Genomic DNA, 26,227 nt, shown 5'->3' with positions numbered 1-26,227 from the left:
GCTAGCCAAGGGATACTGACTTATGCAAATCAACGCGAATGAGTTGCTCAAGCCGCGCATCATTGATGTGCAGGCTTTAAACGCTGCCCAGGCGAAGGTCGTGATGGAGCCGTTCGAGCGCGGTTACGGCCATACGCTCGGTAATGCTCTGCGCCGCATTCTTCTTTCTTCGATGTCTGGCTTCGCGCCGACTGAAGTGAAGATCGAAGGTGTGGTACATGAATATTCCGCACTGGATGGTGTACAGGAAGATGTAGTTGATATCTTGCTGAACCTCAAAGGCGTTGTGCTCAAGCTGCATGGTCGGGACTCGGTTGTTCTCACCCTCTCCAAAGAGGGTGAGGGCGTCGTTAAAGCGTCCGATATTCAGCTGTCACACGATGTTGAGGTGATCAATCCAGATCATGTGATTGCCCATCTGTCTGCTGGTGGCAAGCTCAATATGGAGATTACGGTTGAGAAGGGTCGTGGGTACCAACCTGCACCTAATCGCTTAGGCAAAGATGAAGGCCGTACTATCGGCAACATCATGCTTGATGCGTCTTTCAGCCCGATTCGCCGTGTTAGCTACCACGTAGAAAGCGCACGTGTAGAACAGCGCACTGATCTTGATCGTTTGATTATTGACATTGAAACCAATGGCGTAATCGAACCTGAAGAGGCAGTACGTCAAGCTGCACGTATGCTAATTGACCAGCTCGCCGTGTTCGCTGATCTTGAAGGCACTCCCGTAGAGGAAGAGCAGCCACAAGCGCCACAAATCGATCCGATTCTGTTGCGCCCGGTTGATGACCTCGAACTGACTGTCCGTTCGGCTAACTGCCTGAAGGCAGAGAACATCTATTATATCGGCGACCTGATCCAGCGTACCGAGACTGAGCTTTTGAAGGCACCTAATCTTGGGCGTAAATCGCTTAACGAGATCAAGGAAGTTCTTGCCTCTAAAGGCCTCTCGCTGGGCATGCGCCTTGAAAACTGGCCGCCTGCTGGCTTAGAAAAGCCGTAATAGCGGGCAAAAGGAAATCGACAAATGCGTCACCGTCAATCTAATCGCAAATTAAATCGTACGACGAGTCATCGTCTGGCGATGTTGCGTAATCTTGCGAATTCGTTGCTCCGTCACGAAGTCATCAAGACCACTTTACCTAAAGCAAAAGAGCTGCGCCGTGTTGCAGAGCCTTTGATTACTTTGGGTAAAAAGCCTTCGCTTGCGAACCGCCGTCTGGCGTTCAATCGCACTCGCGATCGCGATATGGTGGTTAAGTTGTTCGACGTGCTCGGCCCGCGCTACGCTACCCGTAATGGTGGCTACCTTCGCATTCTGAAGTGCGGTTTCCGTCAAGGCGACAATGCTCCTATGGCATTCGTTGAGCTTGTAGACCGTCCAGAAGAAGCGGAAGCGGTTGAAGCAGGCGAGTAATCGTTTGTTTTACAGCTTTTCGTAGTAAAGTAAAAAGCCAACCGCAAGGTTGGCTTTTTTATTGTCTGGAGTTTTGTTAGTTAACGTGTGGTAATCCCGTTGCAACAGGGAGTACAGAAAACCATTCCCATTCATGTGCTGTTTTAAGGCAAACATTACGTACTAGGCTGTATGCTTGTTCGACATCAAAAGATAATAGGTTGGCGATGTTTATGTAGTCATCTGGCAGTGCAGGGTCTTGCCAGCTGTTTGCTAGGTGCCTTGCTGTAGATGTTGCAATAGTGACTGTCCTTACTCGCGGCTCACCTAAGTGACGCTCATCCATGAGGTGAGACAGCAGGCTGGGTAAATGCCAGCGCTGCGCCAATTCTGTTTGTAATTCATTAAAAGTAAATCCAAGGATGTGTTTTTGCGCATCATGGCTGCGTGTACCAGGATTTTGCTGCAGATGCTGATTTATTTTTTGCGTTAATTCAGGGGCGTTCAAGCAAATTAAGATTTCGGCTAGATCATGCAGTAATGATGCCGTTGTTACTTCTTCAGGGTCTACATCATTTCTTTGCCCACCTAGGCTCTCTGCTATTTTTGCGGCTAGATAGGCTCTGGAAATAAGCTGTCTTACTCGGTGCAATGCATCTGGAGTTGGATCTAATTTACTTTCAATGCTTTGCATCTTACCAAACTCACGAAAAAATCCCCCCATTCCGATCATTAGCAGTACGCGGTTTATAGTATTAACGTCAGTTAATTGGGTTGTGCTACGGTGCTCTTGCTGAAAACGTATTAATCGTAGCGTAAGTAGTGGATCATGACGGATAAGTTGAGAGATTTCTCTAATACTAATGTCGTCAATTCTTGACTGTAAATTATGCATTTGATCAAGCGTATACTGAAGGGCAGGTAGCTCAATTTGACTTAATTTAATCAGCCAATCGTTAAGATCTAGTCGTTTATCTGCGATCATGGTCTTTATTCTGCAGGCTTAAGAGTAGTTTTCATTTTAGCTGTTAAATGGATGAGTTATGGCACGATATGCAATTGGTGATATTCAAGGGTGTTATGCCGAGTTAATGTCCTTGCTTAATAGTATGGCTTTTAATCCACTGAATGATCAAATTTACCTTGTTGGTGATTTGGTAAATCGTGGGCCATCTTCGCTTGAAACATTGCGTTGGGCATCTCAAAGTGTGGGGGTCGCTACTGTTTTGGGTAATCATGATTTACATCTGCTGGCAATGTATGCGGGTTTATCTCAGGCAAAACCAGGCGATACGGTGCAAGAAATTTTAGATGCGCCAGATGTAGATATTTTGATGGGCTGGCTAAGACAGCAGCCTCTATTAATTGACCTAGGGGATATCTTGTTAGTGCACGCAGGCGTGAGTCCTAACTGGTCACTTGAGGTGGCAAAACATGCGGCTAGTGAGGTGGAAAACGTATTGCGTGGAGATGATTGGAAGGCATTTTTATCTATCATGTACGGTAACCAGCCTGCAAGCTGGGATGCAGAAATGAAGCTAGAAGATAGATTGCGATTTACTGTCAATTGCTTCACACGAATGCGTTTTGTTACTGCTGATGGTTCTTTACAGCTGAAATATAAAGGGGAGCGAGATCATGCCCCTGCGGAAATCCATCCTTGGTTTGAGGCTAAAGATAGGTTGCCTTTACCACGCCGTGTGGTCTGTGGCCATTGGTCCGCGCTTGGTTTAATGCTTAGAGAGCATGTGTGGGCCTTGGACACCGGCTGCGTATGGGGATGTGCATTAACTGGGATTGATTTAGACAGCGGGCAGCTTTATCAGGTTGCTGCCCGCTATGAGTATCAGGCGTTGCTGGATTGAGCATTTAATGCTTGATGTGCCGTACAAATGCGTGCTTCTACAAACTGTGTAAGAGTGCGGCGGTTTTCGTTCTCAGTTGGGAAGGGAGCTAAGAAGTTGATTTCTGCATGCAAAGATCGAGTACCTAAGATTCGCCATGCAGATTGAGCAATAGACATATCGCCAATGTAAGTTGCAGCATCTGAGTATTTTCCTTCTGCATCGGTATAGCGCAGATAGACTGGCTGGATGGTTGCTTTTCCATCAATCGCTGCCTGCAATAGCGAGGATCTAAAAGGTAGTAGCTGACGTCCGCAGCCCGTTGTGCCTTCAGGGAAAACAGTTACGCAATGCCCTTCGTTAAGTGCGGCAACAATCGCTTCGTTCACTCGGGCGGTATCTCGCTTACGATCACGTTCAATAAATAAAGTGCCGGAGCCAATGCAGAGCCTGCCGATAATTGGCCATGCCCTGAGCTCTGCTTTGGCAACAAAACGTGAAACGGTGACTGCATCTAATACAAAAATATCCAGCCAAGAAATATGGTTGGCTAGCAGCATGTGCTGGCTTGGGTATTGCCCAGGTTCAATGCCCTGCACGCGTAGCCTTACTCCCAAGATTTGAGTAAATTGTTTTGACCATTTTTGGATGTAGTTCACCCTATCTTCAAGCGCCATGTTTGGGAACCGAAAGGTAACTTTGGATAATCCTTTAGCAAAATGGCTAATTAAGCGGCATAAGCGACTAAGACGTAGGCATAACAATGGAGTGCGCATGCAGCTAAATTTCTGTATGAAAATTCGTAATGCTCTGAGTTTAGCTGTTTCTTGGCTCTTCGGCCAATTACTGTCTATGTGAAGATCACCGCATGAAATGTCGGGCATAGCGCATATCCAAATTTTGCATTGGCAAAAGGATAAACAAGTCTGCAGTATTAAAATCAGGATCCCATGCCGGCTCTCCGCAGATGAGTGCTCCAGCACGTAAATATCCTTTAATGAGTGGCGGGATTTCTGTGTCTAAACGCTGATTGAGTGTCGAGATAGGTAAAGGGCAGCGAGGGAAAACGCGCCATTCAACAGGGGCTAGTTTGTCTTTGGCTAGCTTGCGATACAGGCTGGCAGCAACATGTCCACCGTCGGCAATAGAGACGCTGGCGCAGCCAATAAGGTAGTTGTAGTTGTTCTTGCTCATGTATTCGGCAAGACCTGCCCAGAGCAGGGTAATGGTGGCGCCAGAGCGATAATCTGGATGAACGCAGGAGCGGCCAATTTCTACCAGCTGCTCACGCAGATGGCCAAGGCGGGTTAGGTCAAATTCTGTATCTGAGTAGTAGCTACCCAGCTTGCGGGCTTGATGAGGGGGGAGGATACGATAGGTGCCAACAACTTCACCTGTTTCATCGTCTTGAACGAGCAGATGGTCGCAGTAAGCATCGAACAGATCTCGATCAATGCCGGGCTCGCGACATACAATGCGCGCACCCATTTCTTCCACAAATACACGATAGCGCAGGGCTTGAGCCGCGCGTATAAGTTCTTCACTGTGCGCGATAGAGACAGAGAGTTTGCGTTTACGGCTAGGGGTGATCTGAGTTTGAAGCATTAGTTTCCTCCTGAGTAAGAGGAAACTTAATGCTTGTAGATGACGCTGCTATGACGGTGAGATGAAGCTGAAATGACAGACTAAAATTGCTTTAGTTTGGTAAAGAATCTACATCGTCAGGGAGGCTGATTGGAGCGGGAATGCTGTATTCTTCATTTGCCCAACGGCCCAAATCAATCAGTTTGCAGCGTTCTGAGCAAAAAGGACGGTTAGGATTGGTTGTGGAATATGTATGTTGTTTACCACAACTTGGGCATTTTATTTGAAATGTAGGAGTCGTCATAAGTTGCAATAGCCAAGTTGGAAGTCGATATCTGAATCAACAACCTTTGCGCGCTCTCCACTGGTTGATGGGATAACAAAGCGAATATTGATCGCGTAGCGGTTAGCAGATAGCTCTGGAACTGCGGCTAAATGAGCGGGCAGGCTCACTCTTAATAGCTGAACTGTTTTTCCTCCTGACATTTGCTGGAAGTTACCATTTTTTGCGGTGTAGCTATTCTCACGCATACTATCTCGTAGTAAGCGCAAGATGATGTCTAAGCCTTGCTTGATGGGTAGCAGCGGGTTAAACCATGCATCAATGTCTACCCTACGATAATCTGCTGTTTGCTGCTGCCAATAATGGTAGGAGGGGAGGTCGAATGCACAGGCTCCACCTGGTATCGTTACCCGCTGTTTAATGGCCATTAACCATTCATTTTCACGCAGTGCCTGCCCAAATTTCCCCGTCATATTTAACATCTTGCTGTGTGTTTCTTCAATGTCGATCAAAACACGCTCGAGCGCGTCTTCGGATATTTGGGGGTTGTTACGCAGCGCGGATAATGCCTGCCGCTGGCGTTCTAATTCTTGCAGCAAATCTGACTTCATATCCGCACGACTAGCGACTTCCATAATCTCGAAAATGCCGAGTAAGGCCGCATGATGGTCGGTGGCAGAGTCACGCCTCACATACTCAATGGTGCGGTTGTATAAATACTCGAGCCGCAAAAGGGTGCGAATGCGCTCGTTAATTGGGAATTCGTAGCTAATCACGATGCGTCTAACCGGCGAAGATATTCGATTTTGCAGCAAGAAATGGTTTATGAAAATGAATTACGTAAACCGACATGTTTAATCCTGATATCGCTGATGGAGAGTGCTAACTGTAGATTGTAAATGAGCGAGCGTCGTTTCATTTAAAATAATATCATCTGCGAGTTCTATTCGTGTTGTTCTTGGGCACTGGCTTGCAATAATGGCCTCTATTTCATGCTTACTTAGCCCGTTTCGAGCTTGAACACGAGCGATTTGCTGCTCAATTGAGCAATCCACTAATAAACTGAGATCAATAATGTGGCTATAGCTCCCTGTTTCAAACAGCAGGGGGACCGCTAAAATGGCGTAGGGCGTGTGATCTGGCAAATCATTAAGCATCTGTATTGCTACATCCTTGATACGTGGATGGAAAATCGCTTCAAGTTTTTTTTTTGCCGCAGGCTCTGCATAAATATGCTGGCGCATCCGTGCTCGATCTAAAGATCCATTATCGCTTAAGTATTCTGGACCAAATACTTGGGCAATTTGATCTAAAACTGGTGATGGGGGGATGCTGAGAGCGTGGGCAATATCATCGGTATCAATAATAGGCACGCCTTGCGCGGCAAAAAGATGGGCAACTGTTGATTTACCGCTGCCTATCCCTCCAGTTAGCCCAATAATCCGCATGCCATCGGCTCTCACTAAACGGCTCCACCATTAAAGATGAGTTGTTGCAATGTGGTGCCAAAAATTAATGTAAGCCAGCCAGCTATTCCTAAATAAGGGCCAAAAGGCATCGGTTTACCCATGCCTCGTTTGGCGAGGATGGCTAGTGCAATGCCGATCACTGCTCCGCTAATTGACGAAAGTAAAATAACACTAGGTAGCGCTTGCCAGCCAAACCATGCGCCAAGGGCTGCAAGTAGCTTAAAGTCACCATAGCCCATTCCTTCCTTGCCGGTGATTAATTTAAATATCCAATACACGCTCCATAGCACTAAGTAGCCAGCAGCGGCACCAATCACCGCCTGATCCAATGGAACAAAGACATTATTTAAATTGAACAGGAGCCCCAGCCAGAGTAAGGGCAGCGTGATGCTATCTGGCAGTAAATAGGTATCGGCATCAATAAATACTAAGGCAATCAAAAACCACGTTAGCAAAATAGCCGCGATGGCTGCAATGGTTACACCAAAGTGAAGCCCTGCAACAGCGGTCAGCGTTGCACAAAGTAGCTCGACCATTGGATAGCGCGGGCTGATACGAGTCTTGCAGCCACGGCAACGGCCTCGCAATAGCAGGTAGCTAATCACGGGAATGTTTTCTAGAGCACTAATGGCATGGCCACAGCTGGGGCAGGCTGAGCGAGGAACAACTAAGTTGTAGCTAGCGGCTTGTGGCATTGGGGCATCGACGGGAGCGTCAATCAGTTGACATTCTTGCCTGAATTGCTGCTCCATCATTTTGGGAATGCGATGGATCACTACATTTAAAAAACTACCAACTAATAAACCTAGTGCGAATAAAAACCCGCCATATATGGCGGGGGTATCTAAAAACAACGCAATCATTAACCGACAACCTCGCCCATTTTGAAAATTGGTAAGTACATAGCAACCACCAAGCCGCCAATCAGCGTACCTAAGACCACCATAATAATGGGTTCCATTAAGCTGGATAGTGCTTCAACGGCGTTATCTACTTCTTCTTCATAATAATCAGCAACCTTGCCAAGCATTGAATCTAATGCGCCAGACTCTTCACCAATTGCCACCATCTGCATCACCATATTGGGAAACATATTGGTGCTTTGCATAGACAAAGTGAGGCTAGTACCTGTGCTCACCTCGGTTTGAATCTTTTTGGTGGCTATTTTATACAGGTAATTACCTGCCGCACCGCCAACAGAATCAAGGGATTCAACCAATGGAACCCCTGCCGCAAACATAGTCGCCAAGGTGCGGCACCAGCGTGCAATCGTTGCATTAAGCATAATCTGCCCAATGATAGGGATTTTTAGTAGTAAGCGATCCATGACGATTTGAATCGCTTCAGATTTTTTCCACGCTTTTAAGAAGCCCCAAATCCCGCCAAAAATTCCCCCAAATATAAGCCACCAATAGGTCACAAAAATATCTGAAATAGCCATCACAATCAGAGTTGGTGTAGGCAGATTTGCACCAAAACTAGAAAATAACTCTTTAAACGCGGGAATAACAAAAATCATAATGACGGCTGTAATCACAAATGCCGCCACAATCACGGCGGTGGGATAAAATAGAGCCGATTTAATTTTCTTTTTAACCCCCAGTGTTTTCTCTTTATACGTGGCTAGCCGCGCGAGTAATGCATCCAAAATACCGGCTTGCTCACCTGCTTGAATCAAGTTGCAGTACAGTGCATCAAACTCATTAGGATGCTTTCTAAATGCCTGAGTAAGGGACGAGCCTGTTTCAATATCATTTTTGATATCTAATAGCAGCTTGGTTACGGATGGGTTGCTATGGCCTTTGGCGACGATATCAAATGATGTGAGCAAAGGAACGCCTGCTTTGAGCATAGTGGCAAGCTGGCGTGTAAACATGGTGATATCTTCATCAGTAATTTTCTTACTGGAACCCATGCGTTGTTTCTTGACTTTAAGGACATTGACACCCTGACGACGCAAGGTGTTTTTAACCACATGCTCGCCACTGGCCCGCATTTCGCCCTTAACTATTTTGCCGCCACGATCTTTACCTTCCCATACAAAAGTAAATTCTTTTACTTTTAGGGCTTTAGATGCTATTGCCATGATGGCCCTCTGTGTGTTTTATTCATTAGTTACCGCCATAATTTCTTCTAATGAAGTGAGTCCTTGCTTCACTTTTCGTAAGCCTGATCCGCGTAAATCACGTACACCATCTCGCTTAGCTTGATCCGCGATGTCAATGGCGTTGCCGTTGGTCATAATGATTCGATTCATCGCATCGGTAATAGGCATTACTTGATAAATGCCCACTCGGCCTTTGTAACCTGATCCCTTACAAATATCACAACCAACCGGCTTGTAAGGGCTCCAAGTGCCATCCAAATCTTCCTCTGCAAAACCAGCATCGAGTAAGGCTTGATGTGGAATGTCAATAGGTGTTTTGCAACTACAGAGCTTACGAGCTAAGCGCTGGGCGGTGATCAAAATGACGGATGAAGCAATATTAAACGGGGCAATTCCCATGTTTAACATACGGGTTAGCGTGGTAGGGGCATCGTTGGTGTGCAAAGTGGAAAACACCATGTGACCTGTTTGGGCCGCTTTAATCGAAATATCGGCGGTACCTAAATCACGAATTTCCCCGACCATGATGATGTCAGGATCTTGGCGCAGAAAGGCTTTTAGCGCCACGGCAAAGGTGAGCCCTGATTTTTCATTGACGTTAACTTGGTTAACGCCAGGCAAGTTAATTTCGCATGGGTCTTCTGCCGTAGAGATATTGATCCCCGGCTGATTCAGAATATTTAAACAGGTATACAGCGAAACGGTTTTGCCTGAGCCGGTTGGTCCTGTAACCAAGATCATTCCATACGGGCGTTGGATGGCCTCAAGTAGGATTTCTTTTTGGTCAGGATCGTAGCCTAAGGCATCAATGCCCAGCGTGGCAGAGGAAGGATCTAAAATCCGCATACAAATTTTCTCGCCATGCATGGTTGGCATGGTGGACACCCGAAAATCGATTGCACGGCTTTTAGACAGCACAAGCTTCATGCGGCCATCTTGAGGAACGCGTTTTTCTGAGATGTCGAGCTTAGAAATAACTTTAATGCGAGATGCTAGCTTGTCTTTAATTGCCAGGGGAGGTTGTGCTACTTCGCGCAATACCCCATCTAGTCGATAGCGAATTCGAAAGTACTTTTCGTAAGGCTCAAAGTGGATGTCTGAAACACCGGCGTTAATGGCATCGAGTAAGATTTTTTGCAAGTATTTAACAATCGGCGCGTCATCAACTTCCATCGCTGCCGCGTCATTTTGGCTGGTATCTTCTTCATCGCCCGCCATTTCTAGATCGACTTCATCTAGTGACATTTTGCTTAGATTGGCACCTGAGGCCTCGATAAGCTTATCGAGTAATGACACTAGCTTGCTGTCCTCAACTACCAGCGGCTGAACTTGCAGGCCAGTTTGAAAGCGCACCTCTTCTAGTGCTTGCAAGTTGGTGATGTCAGATAGGCCAATAAATAGCTTTGTGCCCCGCTTAAAGAGCGGCACGATTCGCTGGATCTGCATCACTTTGTGATCCAAGACCCCTTGAGGGATATAGCTTGAATCCAGGTGATCAAGATCGAGTAGCGGATAGCCAAATGCTTGCGACGAAAACTCAGCCACATCCCTCGCAGTCATTTTGTGACTGCGAATGAGTTGCTCGATAAACGGCGTTTTGCTGCTGTTGGCCGTAGTTTGCAAAGCCTCTGCGTCTGCTTCAATCAATCTTCCGTGTTGAACAAGCAGGCGGGCAAGACCAGATACAGGAGTGTTGGGAGCTGACATGGCCTTCAATGTGTAATCAAAAAGAGGGAAAAACAATCTAATGATGTTACATCTTTAGTTTAGCAAATACCTTTTAATCTTGCGTTGCTATTCCAAACTAAAGAAAAATAAATTAATGCTGTAAATCAAATATTAGGTGCATAAAGGCGGACAACGCGAATGCTGCGGTCCTGTGTTTGAACAATTTCAATCCGCTGGCCGGCTAAAACAAGGCAAGTACCTGCATCTGGGATATCTTGAAAGTGCTCAAGGATTAAACCATTTAATGTTTTTGGGCCATCAACAGGAAACGATAATCGAAGCTTTCTATTTAACTCACGTAGGCTTGATGCGCCATCCAGTAAAATACTGCCATCAGGTTGGCGTAGAACCTTTGCGCCTTGCGTTGGGGCATTCGTGGTGAATTCTCCGACTACCTGTTCCAGAATATCTTCAAGTGTAACCAGTCCTTGCATTTCACCATATTCATCAACAACGACAGCTATTCTACGTTTATTTTCTTGGAAGTTTTGTAATTGTGTAAATAAGGGGGTGCTAGATGGAATAAAGTAGGGTGGACGCATCATTTCACGCAAGCTAGTTTGATCTACTTCATCCTCTTTTAAAGATAAAACTTTCCGAATATGCAAAATGCCAATGATATTGTCAGGATTACAAGAATAAACGGGGAGGCGAGTGTGATGACAAGTAAATATTTGTTTGCGAATTTCATCTGTTGGGGCGTCTAAATCAATACTTTCCATTTGATGGCGTGGTGTCATTACATCATCTACCGTAATACTTGCCAGTTCAAATAGGTTTAATAGCATCGTATGATGCTTTTTCTCCATGTGCCGCCCAGATTCTAAAACCAATAAGCGCAGCTCTTCAGGAGAAAGCGTTTGTTGGTTGTCATTATTTTTTTTGAGACGTAATGTTTTAATTAATGCGCTAACAAATAAATTAACTAGCCAAACAGCAGGGTACAACACTTTTAGAAGAATCCGTAAGGGGGACGATGCCGCGTAGGCTAAAGGTTCTGCATAAGTTGCTGCGAGTACTTTAGGGGTCGCCTCGGAAAAAATAAGAATAGCAATTGCCACCAATAATGTAGCGATACCTAAGGCGAAATCATTACCCGAAAATAAGCGATCCGCAATAAGAGCGGATAATGTTGCGGAGGCGGTGTTTATGACGGTATTGCCAATCAAAATGACGGAAAGAAGTTTGTCTGTTTGGCTAAGTAACTTTTGGGTACGAACTGCGGCGCGATGACCTTGGCGCGCTTTGCTGGCTACTTTATAACGATTAACTGCCATCATGGCGGTTTCTGCGCCAGAAAAAAAAGCAGATGTAAATAAGCAAGCAGCAAGCGCAGTATAGAGAAATGCTAAGGGGAGTTGTTCCAAAATATTACAAGGCCCGTGGTTGAGAGGGAGGCGTGTTGATTATATACGGTGCAAGAGCGCCTCAAAAACAAAACGGCTACCTATATACCCTAGGAAGAGTAGTGCAAAGCCAGCAAGAGTCCAGTTGGCCGCGAAGCGCCCACGCCAACCGTATTTAAATCTACCCCAAAGTAGGGTGCCAAATACGAGCCATGCGGCTATGGATAAGATGACTTTGTGTGAGACAACAAGCCCATGGCCCCAAACTAGCTCAGAAAAAAATATTCCTGAAAGTAGGGCAAAGGTCAGTAAAATAAAGCCTAGGCGTACGCAGGCAAACATGAGTTTTTCTAAAGTCATCAAAGGAGGAAGTGTGCGAATTAAAGACCCTGCTTTGGCTTGATGCAGTGTTTGATCTGCAAAACGCATTAGAATGGCAACGCCTGCAGCATTAAGTAGCATGCCGTGTGCAAACATGGCTAATAAAAAGTGGCCACGAGATAATGGGCTTAATGGGTACGTAATTGGATGCCCATTAGGTAATAATATCGATAGCAGCAAAAATATCGCGGCGATGCCTAGCATTGGGGGTTGTAAACCATCCATTTTCCAGAAAAATTGCCCACACATATAGATGCACAAGGTAGAAAATGCGCTGAGTGATAGTGCCTCTGCCGCACCAAAGTGCAAGGTGCTTGCCCAAAGCAAGGGAGGAAAGAGGGCGAAAGCATGCAGCAACAAGCCACTGATTAAAAGTAGTTGTTCCAGAGTGGGCGTAAGCAGGCTTTTGGAGTGAGAAGAAGCAAGCCGGCTGCGGCAAAAATGCCAGCCAAGCAACAGGTATATGGTTAAGGCCGGCAGCGCTAAATAAGTCGCTGGGCTAACTTCAGGTAAAATGCTCATTATATAAGTCTATCAGAGCGAGGTCCCTCTTGGGGCAGTCGCCAAGCAAAGGATCAAGCATGTTCGAAAATCTTTCCAGTCGTCTATCTGGCGTCGTTAAAAATTTACGTGGCCAGTCTCGCCTTACGGAAGACAATATTCAAGACGCAATGCGTGAAGTACGCATGGCCCTGCTTGAGGCTGACGTGGCTTTGCCTGTCGTTAAGCAGTTTATTAACGACGTTAAAGTGCGCGCTCAAGGTCAAGAAGTTATTGGTAGTCTTACACCGGGTCAAGCGGTAATTGGTGTTGTTTATGAAGAACTGACCAAATTAATGGGGGCGCAAAATGACGCTCTCAACTTGGCTGCCGTACCCCCTGCTGTTATTTTAATGGCGGGTTTGCAAGGCGCTGGTAAGACAACTACATCGGGTAAGTTGGCAAAATTACTTAAAGAAACGCAAAAAAAGAAAGTTTTACTGGTGTCGACCGACGTTTATCGCCCCGCAGCGATCGAACAGTTAAAAACATTGGCTGGACAATTAGAAGTGGAGTGGTTCCCTTCTGATATTACGCAAAAGCCAGTGGATATTGCGCTTGCTGCACATGATTATGCGAAAAAACATTTCCATGATGTATTGATTGTCGATACGGCTGGCCGGTTGGCTATAGATGAAGCCTTGATGGCAGAAATTAAGGCTCTACACGCGGCAGTGAGCCCGGTGGAAACCCTGTTTGTGGTAGATGCTATGCAGGGGCAGGATGCGGTTAATACGGCAAAAGCTTTTAACGAAGCACTGCCTTTAACCGGCGTTGTGCTTACTAAAATGGACGGTGATTCGCGCGGTGGTGCGGCCTTATCAGTAAGAAACATTACGGGAAAACCGATTAAATTTCTGGGTACAGGGGAAAAACTCACCGGCCTAGAACCATTCCATCCAGACCGTATGGCTGGCCGTATTTTAGGAATGGGCGATGTGCTGTCCTTGATTGAAGACGTGCAAAATAGCGTCGATCAAGAAGAAGCACTTAAAATGATGAAAAAGGTCAAATCTGGTAAAGGGTTTGACTTGGAAGACTTTAAAACACAAATCCAGCAAATGAAAAAAATGGGCGGCATGAGCGCCTTGATGGATAAACTGCCAGGCCAAGTGAGCCAGATGGCCAATAGCCAAGTGACTGACAAGTCTGTGGCGCGGATTGAGGGCATTATTAATTCGATGACTCCAGAAGAGCGTCGTAAGCCTGAGCTACTCAAGGCCAGCCGCAAACGCCGTATTGCAGCAGGGGCAGGGGTGCAAGTTCAAGAGGTTAATCGCTTGCTTAAGCAGTTTGAAGAAACACAAAAAATGATGAAACAGTTCTCTAAAGGCGGTATGGCGAAGCTGATGCGTGGAATGAGTGGTATGAAGGGAATGTTGCCAGGTTTATAAAAAATTTTAGTCGTAGGGCCCTTATTGTTGCTTGGTTTAAGAGGGGTAATCCCCTTCTAAGTGTTCCAGATTTATAAAAAATTCGCACCTGACCGGCTGCCGAATATCACGTTAAGCTTTACAACGTGATTGTTTTTACTGTACTTTTGCCGGTTATTCTTGCGGGGTTTGAGTTTTTGTTTCATAATCGAACCCCTTTAAATTAATCTCCATTATTGGGTTTAATGCCATGGTTGTTATTCGTCTTTCCCGCGGCGGTGCTAAAAACCGTCCGTTTTACAATGTTGTTGTAACTGACTCCCGTAATCGTCGTGACGGTCGCTTTGTTGAGCGTCTTGGCTTTTACAACCCACTCGCCAAAGATGGTGAAGAAGGCGTGCGTCTAGCTATGGACCGCGTAAGCTACTGGGTAGGCGTTGGTGCGCAAGCTTCTGACTCCGTTGCCAAGTTGCTGAAGAGCTATAAACCAGCTGCTGTTGCTGCTTGATTCAAGCCGTGACTACGCAAAAGCGGGCTTCATCGTCAGTGCCTGATGATCTTTTGATCATGGGTTACGTGAGTGGGGCTTTTGGTATTCATGGCTGGATCAATTTGGTGGGTGATACTGAAGATGCCGATAGTCTTTTTGACTACGACACTTGGTGGATCGGTCAAGAAGGTCAATGGCAAGCGTATACGCTTGTTGAAGGTCAAGTTCATACCAAGAAACTTGCAGCTCAACTTGAAGGTGTAAATGATCGCGATGCGGCGTTTGCGTTAAAGAGTTGTAAAATTGCAGTTTCACGCAGCCTGTTGCCAGCACCTGCTGCTGATGAATATTACTGGATCGATTTAATCGGCCTAGATGTCATCAATGTGCAAGGTGAGAAGCTGGGTGTTGTGGATAACGTGTTTGAAACCGGTGCTAACGATGTGATCGTAGTAAAAGATGGCCAGACTGAACGTCTGCTACCTTTTGTGGCTCATGTTGTGCTCAAGGTTGATCTTGCTGCTAAAACAATCTCTGTGGATTGGGGCCTTGATTACTAAGGCTGAAGTAAATCACTTTGATGTGATTACTTTGTTTCCAGAGATGTTTGAGGCGATCACTCGTCATGGTATTACTCGGCGAGCGGTTGAATTAGGTTTGTTTGAACTAATCAGTTGGAATCCACGCGATTTCACTATAGACAAACACCGCACTGTAGACGATCGGCCTTATGGTGGTGGTCCAGGTATGGTGATGCTGCCAGAGCCGCTAGAAAGCGCGCTTGAAGCGGCTAAAAATAGGCAGCGTAAGGCTGGTGTTGCTATAACGCATACCATCTATTTATCTCCCCAAGGGGCGACATTAACGCATGATAAAGTGCTAGAGCTAGCAAAAAAGCCGGGTCTGGTTTTGTTATGTGGTCGTTATGAGGGTGTAGATGAGCGTTTGCTGGATCGCCAGATCGACGAGGAAATCTCGGTTGGCGATTATGTGCTTTCAGGTGGAGAGCTGCCTGCAATGGTGTTGATGGATGCCATCATTCGCCAATTGCCCGGCGTGCTTAACACCGCAGCGAGTGCAGAAGAAGATTCATTTGTGGATGGGTTGCTGGATTGCCCGCATTACACCCGTCCCGAAAATTATCTAGGTATGAATGTACCGGAAGTCTTACTTTCAGGGAATCATGCACTGATACGGCGCTGGCGCTTAAAACAGTCTTTGGGTCGAACGCTTTTGCGTAGGCCTGACTTGTTAAAAGAGCGACAGCTATCAAAAGAGGAAGCTCGTCTTCTGGCCGAATTTAAGGCGGATCTGGCGACAAGCCAGGATCAGGTGGTTTGACCACCTTTGAAGGAACAAGCTTCACATTGGAGTAATACCCCATGGATTTGATTCAAATACTTGAGCAAGAAGAAATCGCTCGCTTAGCTAAGACTATTCCTGTTTTCGCCCCAGGCGACACCGTGATCGTTCAGGTCAAGGTTAAGGAAGGTACACGTGAGCGTCTGCAGGCTTATGAAGGCGTTGTGATTGCTAAGCGTAATCGCGGCCTGAATAGCTCCTTTATCGTGCGTAAAATTTCCGCCGGTATGGGTGTTGAGCGTACATTCCAAACTTACTCACCACTGGTAGCTGGTATCGAAGTTAAGCGTCGCGGCGATGTACGTCGTGCTAAGCTTTACTACCTCCGTGATCGTTCAGGTAAATCTGCACGTATTAAGGAAAAATTGCCAGCACGTAAGATTGTTGCTAAAGCTGCTGCTTAATTTTTTAAGCAACTCAGTATTTAAACGCGGGCCGAGTGCCCGCGTTTTCGTTTCCATAACAAAGATCGTTTGAGGTTGTTATGCGCATCGAAAACATGTCTTATCATGCGGTTATTGCAAGCCCCGTTGGGCTTCTTGGGCTAGCCGAACATGACGCTCAGTTAGTTTTGCTTGAATTTCTTCCTCCTCCTGCTCCTTTATTGGCGGCAACAAGTCCTCTGCTCGTAGAGGCGACACGTCAGTTAGCCTGTTATTTTCAAAATCCCTTGTTTGTCTTTGATCTGCCTTGGGCTTTGTCGGTTAGTGCGCATCAACATAAGGTTTTGGCAGCGATTGCTGCGATTCCAGTTGGAAATGTGCAAACCTATGCCGAAATTTCCAAGTGTGTTCAGTCTAGTCCTCGAGCGGTAGGCGGTGCTTGCGGTAAAAATCCTTTGCCTTTGTTTATTCCTTGTCATCGAGTCGTGGCGGCCAAAGGCTTGGGTGGTTTTAATGCTGGACGAAGTGGTGTGGATTGGTTGCCTATTAAGCGCTGGTTGCTAAATCATGAGCAAGCAAACTATGGATGAGCAATTACTGTTAATTGATGAATTTTTAGATGCCGTTTGGCTGAGTGATCAGTTGTCTAAAAATACCATTGATAGTTATCGGCGCGATTTGCTGATTTGGGCTCAATGGCTGTTGGCGGAGCGGCAGTGTGATCTGCTGAGCGCTGATCGAGAGTGCGTGCAAGCTTTTTTAGCGAGACAGGCTCGTGATATGAAAGCCGCCACTTTGGCGCGGCGTATGGCCAGCTTACGCAAATTTTATCGGCACTGGATTTTATCAGGGCAGGCTAGTTTTGATCCTACCGGTGAATTAACCGCCCCAAAACGGATTCGCCCCCTGCCTAAGGCCTTGGATGAGGATCGAATTGAGGCGCTTTTATTGGCTCCAGAGCTTGATCAGGCCGGTGGCTTAAGAGATCGGGCCATGTTAGAGCTGATGTACGCTACCGGTTTACGCGTAAGCGAGCTAGTTACTCTGCCATTAGGGCAAATAAAATTACGTGAGCGCTATGTGCAGATTTTGGCAGGCAAGGGCGGTAAGCAGCGTTTAGTGCCAATGGGAGAAGTGGCTGCTGATTGGGTTGAGCAATATTTGGCTCATTCTCGACCGCTGCTAGTTGGGGTGCATCAGGTGGCGGAGGCCTTTGTTAATCAGCGTGGTCGCCCCCTTACTCGGCAGGGGTTTTGGTACATTATTAAGCAGTATGCCGGCACAGCGGGTATTGATGCGAGTCATTTAAGTCCACACGTTTTAAGGCATGCTTTTGCCACACACTTGTTGAATCATGGCGCTGATTTGCGTGTGGTGCAGATGTTGCTTGGGCACGCTGATATCACGACTACTCAGATTTATACTCATGTTGCATCGGCTCGTTTGAAATCGTTGCATAAAGAACACCATCCGCGTGGTTCTCGTTCATAAGAATAATCCACATATGCTAATCTCATAACTAATCCGCCGTTTGGCGGCTCGGGGAGAAATGGAATGGATGCAACTTGGGCGCAGAAGTATCAAGAACTTGCTATGGGTTATATCGCAGAGTTCGGGGTAAAAATCATTGCCGCGATTGCTTTTTGGGTAATAGGCCGCTGGCTAATCGGTTTTGCCGTTCGTTTGGTGCAAAGCTCTTTAAGTAAGCAAAAGGTTGATCCTACCGTATTGCGTTATGTTGGCTCAGTTATTACGGTTACTTTGAATATCTTGCTCGTGATTGGCATCTTGGGCTACTGTGGGATTCAAACCACAACATTCGCGGCGTTAATTGCCGCTGGTGGTATTGCAATTGGCATGGCTTGGTCCGGTTTATTGGCTAATTTTGCTGCAGGTGCTTTTATTATTGTGTTACGCCCGTTTAAGGTGGGTGATTTTGTCGCGGTTGCAGGGATCGTGGGAACTGTGAGCGAAATTGGTTTATTTTCTACCATGATTAATACGCCAGATAATGTGATGACTTTGGTTGGAAATAATAAGATCTTTTCTGACAATATTCAGAATTTCACTTTGAATCCATTTCGCCGAGTTGATTTAAAGGCTCAATTAGCAGGGAGTGCAGATCATGTTGCCGCGATGCAGGTATTGCGCGATAAGATCGCGGCTATTCCAAATGTATTGGCTGAGCCTAAGGTTGATGTAGAAATCCTTGAGTTTAATTTGGTTGGGCCGGTCTTGGTGGTGCGACCGTATTGCCATAATGATCATTATTGGCAAGTCTATTTTGATACTAATCGCACTATTAAAGAAAGCTTGGCTGCGGCTGGATTTCCTGTGCCAATGCCTGCACAAACTGTTGTGGTACAGCAACAGGCGTAATCAGTGTATTTATGGTAATGGGATGTTTGGCATAAAAAAATCCCCATCCAGTGTTGGATGGGGATTTTTTGCTTTAGCACTTAAGCGGGAATGGCTTCTTTATTACTGATATCTAGGCTAACTTTGCCATCATCATCAATATCGATCGTTACCTCGCCGCCATGTATTAATCGACCAAACAGCAGCTCATCGGCAAGTGCTTTCCTAATGGTATCTTGAATCAGCCTTGCCATTGGCCTAGCCCCCATCATTGGGTCAAAGCCTTCGGCGGCAAGGTGTGTTTTCAAAGCAGGGGTAAAGTGTGCTTCTACTTTCTTTTCTTGCAGCTGCACTTCAAGTTGAATGAGGAATTTATCTACAACTTGCATAATGATTTCGTGCGAAAGTGGTGCAAATGGAATGATTGCATCTAAGCGGTTGCGGAATTCAGGTGTAAACATCCGCTTAATTTCTTGCATTTCGTCGCCGGTTTGCTTGCTAGTCGTAAAGCCAATCACCGATTTTGTCAGCGTTTCCGCACCGGTATTGGTGGTCATAACAATGACGACATTTCTAAAGTCTGCTTTACGCCCGTTGTTATCAGTGAGCGTGCCGTGATCCATAACTTGTAACAGCACGTTAAAGATGTCTGGATGTGCTTTTTCAATTTCATCCAGCAGCAATACAGCGTATGGGTGCTTGGTAATCGCTTCGGTGAGCAGACCGCCTTGCTCAAAGCCAACATAGCCTGGAGGCGCACCAATTAAACGGCTAACCGCGTGGCGCTCCATATACTCGGACATATCAAAACGTAGCAATTCAATACCCATGGTATAGGCTAGCTGGCGGGCAACCTCGGTTTTTCCTACGCCAGTTGGGCCGCTAAATAAGAAGGCACCAATCGGTTTTTGTGGATTGCCTAGACCTGCCCTTGCCATTTTGATTGAAGTTGCTACTGATTCAATGGCTTTTTCTTGGCCAAATACCACGCGTTTAAGATCGCTTTCTAGCGTTTTAAGGGTATTGCGATCGTTAGTTGATACGCTCTTTGGCGGAATGCGCGCAATCTTAGCCACGATTTCTTCGATTTCGTGTTTGTTAATGGTTTTCTTTTGCTTGGATTTAGGCAAAATCTTTTGTGCAGCACCCGCCTCATCAATGACATCAATCGCTTTGTCGGGCAAGTGACGATCATTGATGTATTTGGCAGAAAGCTCGGCAGCTGTTGTGAGCGCTGCCAAGGTGTATTTCACGCCATGGTGTTGCTCAAATTTATCTTTTAAGCCTTTTAGGATCTCAATCGTCTGTTCGACGGTTGGTTCGGGCACATCAATCTTTTGGAAGCGACGTGATAAGGCGTTGTCTTTTTCAAAAATGCCACGGTATTCGGTATAAGTAGTGGCGCCAATGCATTTTAATGTGCCATTTGAGAGTGCGGGCTTCAATAAATTAGAGGCATCTAAGGTGCCACCAGAAGCTGCACCTGCACCAACTAAAGTATGAATTTCATCAATAAACAGCACAGCATTGCGTTCTTCTTGTAGCTGTTTGATTACGGCTTTTAGGCGCTGCTCAAAGTCGCCGCGATATTTGGTTCCTGCAAGGAGTGCGCCCATATCAAGGCCGTAAACTGTGGCGTCTTTAAGGATGTCAGGTACGTTTCCTTCAACAATACGCCGTGCTAACCCTTCGGCGATCGCAGTTTTACCAACACCTGCTTCTCCTACTAGCAGAGGGTTGTTTTTGCGACGACGGCATAGTGTCTGAATGACGCGCTCTAATTCATGCTCACGCCCAATGAGAGGATCTATCCGCCCGGCAATGGCTTGCTGATTTAGGTTTTCAGTGAAACTGCTGAGTGCCCCGCCTGCGGTAGTTTCTTCTTCGTGTTCTTCGTTTTGCTCTGTGCGTGGAATAGGCTGCTGTGCGCTAGCCGATTTTGCAATGCCATGAGCAATAAAATTTACCACGTCCAGACGTGTAATCGCTTGTTGGTGCAGGTAATAAACCGCGTGGCTGTCTTTCTCGCCAAATATGGCAACGAGCACATTGGCGCCCGTTACTTCTTTTTTACCAGAAGATTGCACGTGTAAAATAGCGCGTTGTATGACGCGTTGAAAACCAATGGTAGGTTGGGTTTCAACTTCACCATCGCCAGAAACGACTGGAGTGTGCTCTTTTACAAAGTCGCCAAGTTGGCGACGTAGCTCATCCATGTGCGCGCCGCATGCACGTAATACTTCCGCTGCAGATGGGTTGTCTAGCAGCGCAAGTAAGAGGTGCTCCACGGTAATGTACTCGTGGCGTTTTTGCCTCGCATCCGTAAAGGCCATGTGGAGGCTGACTTCAAGTTCTTGGGCAATCATTCGTTCACCTCCATTGTGCATTGCAGTGGCTGCTGATGTTGCCTGGAATACTGGCTGACTTCTGCGACCTTGGTGGACGCAATGTCCTTAGGAAAAATCCCACACATCCCGCGCCCTTCTGTGTGAACTTTAAGCATAACCTGCGTTGCTCGTTCACGGTTCATTCCAAAAAATTTTTCTAATACATTGATGACAAAATCCATCGGTGTAAAGTCATCGTTTAACAGCAGTACACGCCACAAAGCGGGTGGTGGTGAGAGTATCGATTGCTGATTAAGTTCGGCATCGGTTTGATGCTGTGCAGGCATTTTGCTACCAATTTGTGTGGTTTGTAATCATTTTGGTCCTCCCTCGCTCTTTTTCAAGCTCTGATCTTCATCAACGTGGGTGGATGGTGTATTTGCTTATTTTTGACTGTGGTTTTTTATTTAATGCGCGCCGCCATTTTTAGAATTTTACTTGACCTTCGGTGTAAAAGTCGCGTAAAAAGGTGGCTCGAGTTTGATGTACAAGTTTCTGCAGTACCGGTTTGGCCGTTTTGCTGGTCTTGGATCTCAAACCTCATGGTGCCTCTTTAAGAGGCGGTTCATGTTTTACAAGTTGATAGGAAAGACCCCAAATGGCTCTGGGCACTGTTAAGTGGTTCAATGATTCTAAAGGCTTCGGCTTTGTTACTCCAGACGAAGGCGGCGAAGACATTTTCGCTCACTTCTCAGCGATCAACATGCCAGGCTTCAAAACCTTGAAAGAAGGCCAACGTGTCTCTTTCGAGATCACCAACGGTGCTAAAGGCAAACAAGCCTCTAACATCCAAGCTGCTTAATCGCAGCTAGGTGATGGGTATCCCGCTTAGGCGGGTATTTTCGGACTATCCCTTAGTTGGGGCTCCATACCGGAGTAGTCCATGTTTCACTGTTTAGATAGGAAGTGCCAAAATGGCTCTAGGTACCGTAAAGTGGTTCAATGATTCTAAAGGTTTCGGCTTTGTGACTCCAGACGAAGGCGGCGAAGATATCTTCGCTCACTTCTCCGCGATCAACATGCCAGGCTTTAAAACACTGAAAGAAGGCCAGCGCGTCTCTTTCGACATCACCAATGGTGCTAAAGGCAAACAAGCCTCTAACATCCAAGCTGCTTAATTAGCTGCTGGTGATCAAAAAACCCCGCCAAGGCGGGGTTTTTTACGTCTGAATTTTCTGGTTTGTATACTGCGCCCAATAAAAACCCCGCCGAAGCGGGGTTGGACCAGCTTAGAGCTGAATCATTGATTACATGCGTTCAATGATTGCCTTACCAAATCCTGAGCAACTCACTTCTGTTGGATTATCCATTAGGCGGGCAAAATCGTAAGTAACGATCTTATCCGCGATGGTTTTTTCCATGGCAGTAATAATCAAGTCAGCAGCTTCTTTCCAGCCCATATGACGCAACATCATTTCTGCAGACAGCAGCAATGAGCCAGGATTTACTTTGTCTTGACCGGAGTACTTCGGTGCGGTGCCGTGTGTTGCTTCAAACATGGCAACGCTATCCGACAAGTTTGCACCAGGAGCAATACCGATACCGCCTACCTGTGCAGCGAGTGCATCGGAGATGTAGTCGCCATTCAGATTTAGTGTGGCAATAACATCGTATTCAGCAGGACGTAACAAGATTTGCTGTAAGAATGCATCCGCAATCACATCTTTAATCACGATGCCATTTGGTAGCTCAAGGTATGGGCCTCCATCAATCTCTACACCGCCAAATTCTTTCTTGGCTAATTCATAGCCCCAAGTGCGGAACATGCCTTCGGTGTATTTCATGATGTTGCCCTTGTGAACCAAGGTAACACTCTTACGGTTGTTGTCGATTGCGTATTGAATCGCACGACGTACAAGGCGCTCAGTACCATCTTTGCTTACAGGCTTGATGCCAATGCTCGATGTTTCTGGGAAGCGAATTTTCTTCACGCCCATTTCATTTTGCAAAAAGTTGATGACTTTTTTCGCGCCTTCAGATTGAGCATCCCACTCGATACCGGCGTAGATATCTTCGGTATTTTCACGGAAAATGACCATTTCGATCAATTCTGGATGCTTAACTGGCGATGGAACACCTTGGAAATAGCGTACTGGGCGCAGACAAACGTAGAGGTCAAGTTGCTGACGCAGTGCTACGTTTAGTGAGCGAATGCCGCCGCCAACTGGTGTTGCTAGTGGGCCTTTGATCGATACTACGTATTCTTGCAGTGCAGCTAAGGTTTCTTCTGGCAGGTAAGTGCCATCTGGATACAATTTAGATGCTTTTTCACCGCAATAGATTTCCATCCAGTGAATCTTACGGCCGCCGCCGTAGCATTTCTTTACCGCTGCGTCGACAACGTCGATCATCACCGGGGTGATATCTACGCCAATGCCATCACCTTCGATAAATGGGATAATTGGATTATCTGGGGTCGCAAGGTTTTGGACGATTTTCGCGCCATCCTGCGGAACTTTGATCAGGCTCATCTGTGCATTCCTGTTGTGTCGAGTGGTTTGTCGCGTTTCGTTGGCTGGTATTGTGAATTTCTTGTGGAGCGCCAACGAAAAAACAGCCTATTATCGCTGTTTTGTAGCAATACTGCCAAGCCGCTATGCCAAAGCTTATTCTTTTAAATAAACCTTACGGGGTGATTTGCCAGTTTTCACCCTCGCCGCCGCACGCTTCGCTGGCTGATTTTGTTCCTATTAAGGACGTTTATCCAGCGGGACGTTTAGATACTGATTCTGAAGGCCTGTTGCTTTTAACAGATTCAGGGCCTTTGCAGGCTAAAATTGCTGATCCCAAGCACAAGCTGGCAAAAACTTATTGGGTGCAGGTAGAGGGTAGCCCGACATTGCTAGATTTGCAGCCTTTATTGACGGGCGTTAATCTGGGGGATTTTACGACTCAGCCCGCACAAGTCAGAATTATCGAAGAGCCTGCGCAATTATGGCCACGCATACCGCCGGTACGGTTTCGTGCTAGCGTACCAACGACTTGGCTTGAAATTATTATCCGCGAGGGTAAAAATCGTCAGGTGCGGCGCATGACTGCCAAAGTGGGCTTTCCTACTTTGCGATTGGTACGCTATGCAATTGGTGATTGGACTTTAGATCATTTGCCTTTAGGCACTTGGCGTGAAGAGTTTGTTGCGGCTCCTCGGCAACAAACCCCAGTCGAGTCTATGGCAAGGCCTAAGCAGCGCGGCCGTCGTGGCCCAAACAAGACGCGTTAATTAGAAGGAAGGAGCTGCAATGTGGAAGCCTAACGCCACCGTCGCCGCCGTTATTGAGAAAGACGGGCGTTTTTTATTGGTTGAAGAGATTATTCACGGCGAGTTAAAACTTAATCAGCCTGCAGGTCATATTGAATATGGTGAAAGCATTGTTGATGCTGCTATTAGGGAAACACTAGAAGAAACGGCGCATTATTTCGAGCCACAAGCCTTATTAGGTATTTATCAATGGTCGCCTCCTGAGCAGCCAGAGTTAACATACCTTCGCTTCTCCTTCAGTGGCGTAGTCATGGGGATTGATGAAGGGCGTGCTTTAGATACTGATATTGAGCGAGCTGTTTGGCTGACGCGTGATGAAATTGTGGCGCGTGTTAGCCAACATCGCAGTCCCTTATTGCTAGAGTGCATTGATGATTATTTGGCGGGCTGCTGTTATCCGCTAGAGATTTTGCGTAATTTTGATTACATGGGCGGCAGAGCCGCCGAGGTTTAGAGGATGTCAGACAAGATAGTAGTAGGGCTTTCGGGCGGGGTTGATTCCTCGGTAACGGCTTGGTTGCTTAAAGAGCAAGGTTTCGAAGTGGTTGGCGTCTTTATGCAAAACTGGGAAGACGATAATACCGATGAGTATTGCTCAATCAAGCAAGATAGCTTGGATGCGATCTCGGTAGCGGATAAGGTCGGTGTCGATATCGAGTTAGTTAACTTTGCCCAAGAATACAAAGACCAAGTCTTTAGTTATTTCTTGGCCGAGTATTCGGCGGGCAGAACGCCAAATCCAGACATCTTATGCAATAGCGAAATCAAGTTTAAATGTTTTCTCGATTACGCCATTAAATTAGGGGGTAGCAAGTTGGCGACGGGGCATTACGCATCTAATCGCCTTCGCCCAGATGGGCGTACCGAGCTACTTCGTGCAAAAGATGGTAGTAAAGACCAGAGCTATTTCCTTTATAAGCTGAGCCAAGAGCAAGTTGCCCACGCCGTTTTTCCCTTGGGCAATATGTTAAAAACAGATGTCCGTGACTTAGCCGAGAAAATTGGCTTGCATAATGCCAATAAGAAAGACAGTACAGGGATTTGCTTTATTGGTGAACGACCGTTTCGTGAGTTCTTAAATCGTTACCTACCCAAAGTCCCAGGCCCAATGGTTACACCAGAAGGCAAGGTAATGGGTGAGCATATGGGCTTGATGTATCACACTATTGGGCAGCGCCAAGGTTTGGGGATCGGTGGCGAAGGAGCCCCTTGGTTTGTTGCTGGCAAAGATATGGCTAAAAACGAACTCGTTGTGGTGCAAGGGCACGATCATCCTCTACTACTCAAAAATACTTTGCAGGCACAAGATCTTTCTTGGATATTGGGTGAAGCGCCTGCCTTAGGGCGATACACTGCAAAAACACGCTACCGTCAGCAAGATGCCGCATGTGAGTTGCTTTGGATTGAAGATGGGCGTTGCGAATTACGCTTTGATGAAGCGCAATGGGCCGTTACCCCAGGGCAATCAGTGGTTTTATATGATGGAGAAGTCTGTTTGGGTGGCGGCATCATCGTGTAGGTTGTTTGTTTGAGGCAAATGATTGCGTTGTTTTAAACAAGCCGCTTCGTGAAGCGGCTTGTTTGTTTTGTAATTAGTGTTTCTGCTTACACAAGTGCAGCTTATTTAAATCAATCACTTAGCCCATTACTGCGATTTTATTGCGCGCCAGTGCTTGACCGAGGCGGCCCCAGCCCGTATATTTCGGCCTCTCGCTGCAGCACACACAGCCACACAGTGATGTCACAGCGAGACGATCTTTAACAAAATACAGTCGATGAGTGTGAGTGCTTGATTCGGAAGCGAAACAAGTGCTTACATGAGTGATGAGCATTCAGCGATGGATGTTCAAAATAAAGTAAGCCAGTAAGTACTAGCTTAGCGATTAAACTAAAGAGTTTGATCCTGGCTCAGATTGAACGCTGGCGGCATGCTT

At 46.4% G+C, this 26,227-nt stretch carries 30 protein-coding genes; 16 read left to right on the top strand and 14 right to left on the bottom strand.

Going from position 1 to position 26,227, the window contains the following annotated elements; all coding sequences use genetic code 11:
• Window positions 1–22 precede the first annotated feature (22 nt).
• Entirely contained in the window at window positions 23–1,006 is a 984-nt protein-coding gene (locus Q0R17_RS06645) for a DNA-directed RNA polymerase subunit alpha (RefSeq protein WP_130105833.1), read from the top strand.
• 24 nt (window positions 1,007–1,030) lie between these two features.
• A complete protein-coding gene (gene rplQ, locus Q0R17_RS06640; protein WP_130105832.1) occupies window positions 1,031–1,420 on the top strand; it encodes a 50S ribosomal protein L17 in 390 nt (129 codons plus the stop codon).
• Between the two features lie 76 nt (window positions 1,421–1,496).
• On the opposite strand, the gene Q0R17_RS06635 is transcribed toward rplQ, so the two are convergent.
• Entirely contained in the window at window positions 1,497–2,384 is an 888-nt protein-coding gene (locus tag Q0R17_RS06635; protein WP_293933243.1) for an HDOD domain-containing protein, read from the bottom strand.
• Between the two features lie 58 nt (window positions 2,385–2,442).
• On the opposite strand from Q0R17_RS06635, the gene Q0R17_RS06630 reads away from it, so the two are divergent.
• Window positions 2,443–3,264: a symmetrical bis(5'-nucleosyl)-tetraphosphatase gene (locus tag Q0R17_RS06630; RefSeq protein WP_293933241.1), complete on the top strand. Its 822-nt coding sequence runs from the start codon at window positions 2,443–2,445 to the stop codon at window positions 3,262–3,264.
• Here Q0R17_RS06630 and Q0R17_RS06625 read toward each other — a convergent pair.
• The 10 genes from Q0R17_RS06625 to Q0R17_RS06580 all read right to left on the bottom strand — a co-directional run bounded on the left by Q0R17_RS06625 (window position 3,246) and on the right by Q0R17_RS06580 (window position 12,663).
• The gene (locus Q0R17_RS06625) at window positions 3,246–3,920 is read right to left on the bottom strand and encodes a 1-acyl-sn-glycerol-3-phosphate acyltransferase (RefSeq protein ID WP_293933239.1); all 675 of its coding nucleotides are present in this window, start codon (window positions 3,918–3,920) and stop codon (window positions 3,246–3,248) included. The two genes, Q0R17_RS06630 and Q0R17_RS06625, sit on opposite strands and share 19 nt — an antisense overlap.
• Window positions 3,921–4,104: 184 nt before the next feature.
• Window positions 4,105–4,848 (bottom strand): GNAT family N-acetyltransferase, encoded by a 744-nt coding sequence (locus tag Q0R17_RS06620; protein WP_293933238.1) that lies wholly within the window; start codon window positions 4,846–4,848, stop codon window positions 4,105–4,107.
• 91 nt (window positions 4,849–4,939) lie between these two features.
• Window positions 4,940–5,131, bottom strand: coding sequence for a DNA gyrase inhibitor YacG (locus tag Q0R17_RS06615; protein WP_293933236.1), 192 nt, complete (start codon window positions 5,129–5,131; stop codon window positions 4,940–4,942).
• A complete protein-coding gene (gene zapD, locus Q0R17_RS06610; protein ID WP_293933234.1) occupies window positions 5,128–5,886 on the bottom strand; it encodes a cell division protein ZapD in 759 nt (252 codons plus the stop codon). Before zapD ends, Q0R17_RS06615 begins: the two co-directional genes overlap by 4 nt.
• Before the next feature lie 78 nt (window positions 5,887–5,964).
• Entirely contained in the window at window positions 5,965–6,558 is a 594-nt protein-coding gene (gene coaE / locus Q0R17_RS06605) for a dephospho-CoA kinase (protein ID WP_293933245.1), read from the bottom strand.
• 14 nt (window positions 6,559–6,572) lie between these two features.
• Window positions 6,573–7,442, bottom strand: coding sequence for an A24 family peptidase (locus tag Q0R17_RS06600; RefSeq protein ID WP_293933232.1), 870 nt, complete (start codon window positions 7,440–7,442; stop codon window positions 6,573–6,575).
• Window positions 7,442–8,665, bottom strand: a complete 1,224-nt coding sequence (locus tag Q0R17_RS06595; protein ID WP_293933230.1) for a type II secretion system F family protein — start codon at window positions 8,663–8,665, stop codon at window positions 7,442–7,444. Before Q0R17_RS06595 ends, Q0R17_RS06600 begins: the two co-directional genes overlap by 1 nt.
• Window positions 8,666–8,683: 18 nt before the next feature.
• Entirely contained in the window at window positions 8,684–10,393 is a 1,710-nt protein-coding gene (gene pilB / locus Q0R17_RS06590; RefSeq protein WP_293933228.1) for a type IV-A pilus assembly ATPase PilB, read from the bottom strand.
• A gap of 125 nt (window positions 10,394–10,518) precedes the next feature.
• Complete coding sequence (locus Q0R17_RS06585; RefSeq protein ID WP_293933226.1) at window positions 10,519–11,781, bottom strand: HlyC/CorC family transporter; 1,263 nt, start codon at window positions 11,779–11,781, stop codon at window positions 10,519–10,521.
• Window positions 11,782–11,820: 39 nt separating this feature from the next.
• Window positions 11,821–12,663 (bottom strand): inner membrane protein YpjD, encoded by an 843-nt coding sequence (locus tag Q0R17_RS06580; RefSeq protein ID WP_293933225.1) that lies wholly within the window; start codon window positions 12,661–12,663, stop codon window positions 11,821–11,823.
• A gap of 59 nt (window positions 12,664–12,722) precedes the next feature.
• Here Q0R17_RS06580 and ffh point away from each other — a divergent pair, with 59 nt between their 5' ends.
• The 8 genes from ffh to Q0R17_RS06540 all read left to right on the top strand — a co-directional run bounded on the left by ffh (window position 12,723) and on the right by Q0R17_RS06540 (window position 18,668).
• A complete protein-coding gene (ffh, locus tag Q0R17_RS06575; protein WP_293933223.1) occupies window positions 12,723–14,075 on the top strand; it encodes a signal recognition particle protein in 1,353 nt (450 codons plus the stop codon).
• 229 nt (window positions 14,076–14,304) lie between these two features.
• Complete coding sequence (gene rpsP / locus Q0R17_RS06570; RefSeq protein WP_130105818.1) at window positions 14,305–14,562, top strand: 30S ribosomal protein S16; 258 nt, start codon at window positions 14,305–14,307, stop codon at window positions 14,560–14,562.
• 38 nt (window positions 14,563–14,600) lie between these two features.
• Complete coding sequence (gene rimM, locus Q0R17_RS06565) at window positions 14,601–15,104, top strand: ribosome maturation factor RimM (protein WP_293933221.1); 504 nt, start codon at window positions 14,601–14,603, stop codon at window positions 15,102–15,104.
• Entirely contained in the window at window positions 15,097–15,885 is a 789-nt protein-coding gene (gene trmD, locus Q0R17_RS06560) for a tRNA (guanosine(37)-N1)-methyltransferase TrmD (protein ID WP_374759857.1), read from the top strand. Before rimM ends, trmD begins: the two co-directional genes overlap by 8 nt.
• 41 nt (window positions 15,886–15,926) lie before the next feature.
• Window positions 15,927–16,310 (top strand): 50S ribosomal protein L19, encoded by a 384-nt coding sequence (gene rplS, locus Q0R17_RS06555; RefSeq protein WP_293933218.1) that lies wholly within the window; start codon window positions 15,927–15,929, stop codon window positions 16,308–16,310.
• Between the two features lie 80 nt (window positions 16,311–16,390).
• Window positions 16,391–16,879: a methylated-DNA--[protein]-cysteine S-methyltransferase gene (locus Q0R17_RS06550; protein WP_293933216.1), complete on the top strand. Its 489-nt coding sequence runs from the start codon at window positions 16,391–16,393 to the stop codon at window positions 16,877–16,879.
• A complete protein-coding gene (gene xerD / locus Q0R17_RS06545) occupies window positions 16,857–17,780 on the top strand; it encodes a site-specific tyrosine recombinase XerD (RefSeq protein ID WP_293933214.1) in 924 nt (307 codons plus the stop codon). The genes Q0R17_RS06550 and xerD overlap by 23 nt, the downstream gene beginning before the upstream one ends.
• Window positions 17,781–17,843: 63 nt before the next feature.
• Window positions 17,844–18,668 (top strand): mechanosensitive ion channel family protein, encoded by an 825-nt coding sequence (locus tag Q0R17_RS06540; protein ID WP_293933213.1) that lies wholly within the window; start codon window positions 17,844–17,846, stop codon window positions 18,666–18,668.
• A gap of 80 nt (window positions 18,669–18,748) precedes the next feature.
• On the opposite strand, the gene clpA is transcribed toward Q0R17_RS06540, so the two are convergent.
• Both clpA and clpS read right to left on the bottom strand, forming a co-directional pair.
• On the bottom strand, window positions 18,749–21,013 hold the full coding sequence (gene clpA / locus Q0R17_RS06535; RefSeq protein ID WP_293933211.1) for an ATP-dependent Clp protease ATP-binding subunit ClpA: 2,265 nt from the start codon (window positions 21,011–21,013) through the stop codon (window positions 18,749–18,751).
• Complete coding sequence (clpS, locus tag Q0R17_RS06530) at window positions 21,010–21,321, bottom strand: ATP-dependent Clp protease adapter ClpS (protein WP_130105811.1); 312 nt, start codon at window positions 21,319–21,321, stop codon at window positions 21,010–21,012. The genes clpA and clpS overlap by 4 nt, the downstream gene beginning before the upstream one ends.
• Window positions 21,322–21,632: 311 nt before the next feature.
• Here clpS and Q0R17_RS06525 point away from each other — a divergent pair, with 311 nt between their 5' ends.
• On the top strand, window positions 21,633–21,836 hold the full coding sequence (locus Q0R17_RS06525) for a cold-shock protein (RefSeq protein WP_046351601.1): 204 nt from the start codon (window positions 21,633–21,635) through the stop codon (window positions 21,834–21,836).
• Window positions 21,837–21,948: 112 nt separating this feature from the next.
• Complete coding sequence (locus Q0R17_RS06520; protein WP_046351602.1) at window positions 21,949–22,152, top strand: cold-shock protein; 204 nt, start codon at window positions 21,949–21,951, stop codon at window positions 22,150–22,152.
• 129 nt (window positions 22,153–22,281) lie between these two features.
• Here Q0R17_RS06520 and icd read toward each other — a convergent pair whose 3' ends face one another.
• Window positions 22,282–23,505: an NADP-dependent isocitrate dehydrogenase gene (gene icd / locus Q0R17_RS06515; RefSeq protein WP_293933204.1), complete on the bottom strand. Its 1,224-nt coding sequence runs from the start codon at window positions 23,503–23,505 to the stop codon at window positions 22,282–22,284.
• Between the two features lie 125 nt (window positions 23,506–23,630).
• On the opposite strand from icd, the gene Q0R17_RS06510 reads away from it, so the two are divergent.
• From Q0R17_RS06510 to mnmA, 3 genes are read left to right on the top strand one after another with little or no spacing between them, the layout of a single operon-like run.
• Window positions 23,631–24,254, top strand: coding sequence for a pseudouridine synthase (locus Q0R17_RS06510; RefSeq protein WP_293933202.1), 624 nt, complete (start codon window positions 23,631–23,633; stop codon window positions 24,252–24,254).
• A 19-nt stretch (window positions 24,255–24,273) separates the two neighbouring features.
• The gene (locus Q0R17_RS06505) at window positions 24,274–24,747 is read left to right on the top strand and encodes an NUDIX hydrolase (protein WP_293933201.1); all 474 of its coding nucleotides are present in this window, start codon (window positions 24,274–24,276) and stop codon (window positions 24,745–24,747) included.
• 3 nt (window positions 24,748–24,750) lie between these two features.
• Window positions 24,751–25,812 carry a tRNA 2-thiouridine(34) synthase MnmA gene (gene mnmA / locus Q0R17_RS06500; protein ID WP_293933199.1) on the top strand — a complete coding sequence of 354 codons (1,062 nt, stop codon included), beginning with the start codon at window positions 24,751–24,753 and terminating at the stop codon, window positions 25,810–25,812.
• Window positions 25,813–26,227 lie beyond the last annotated feature (415 nt).

This window comes from Iodobacter sp. (assembly GCF_025352645.1).
Classification (GTDB): Bacteria; Pseudomonadota; Gammaproteobacteria; order Burkholderiales; family Chitinibacteraceae; genus Iodobacter.
This window is presented reverse-complemented; position numbering and strand designations above follow the sequence as displayed.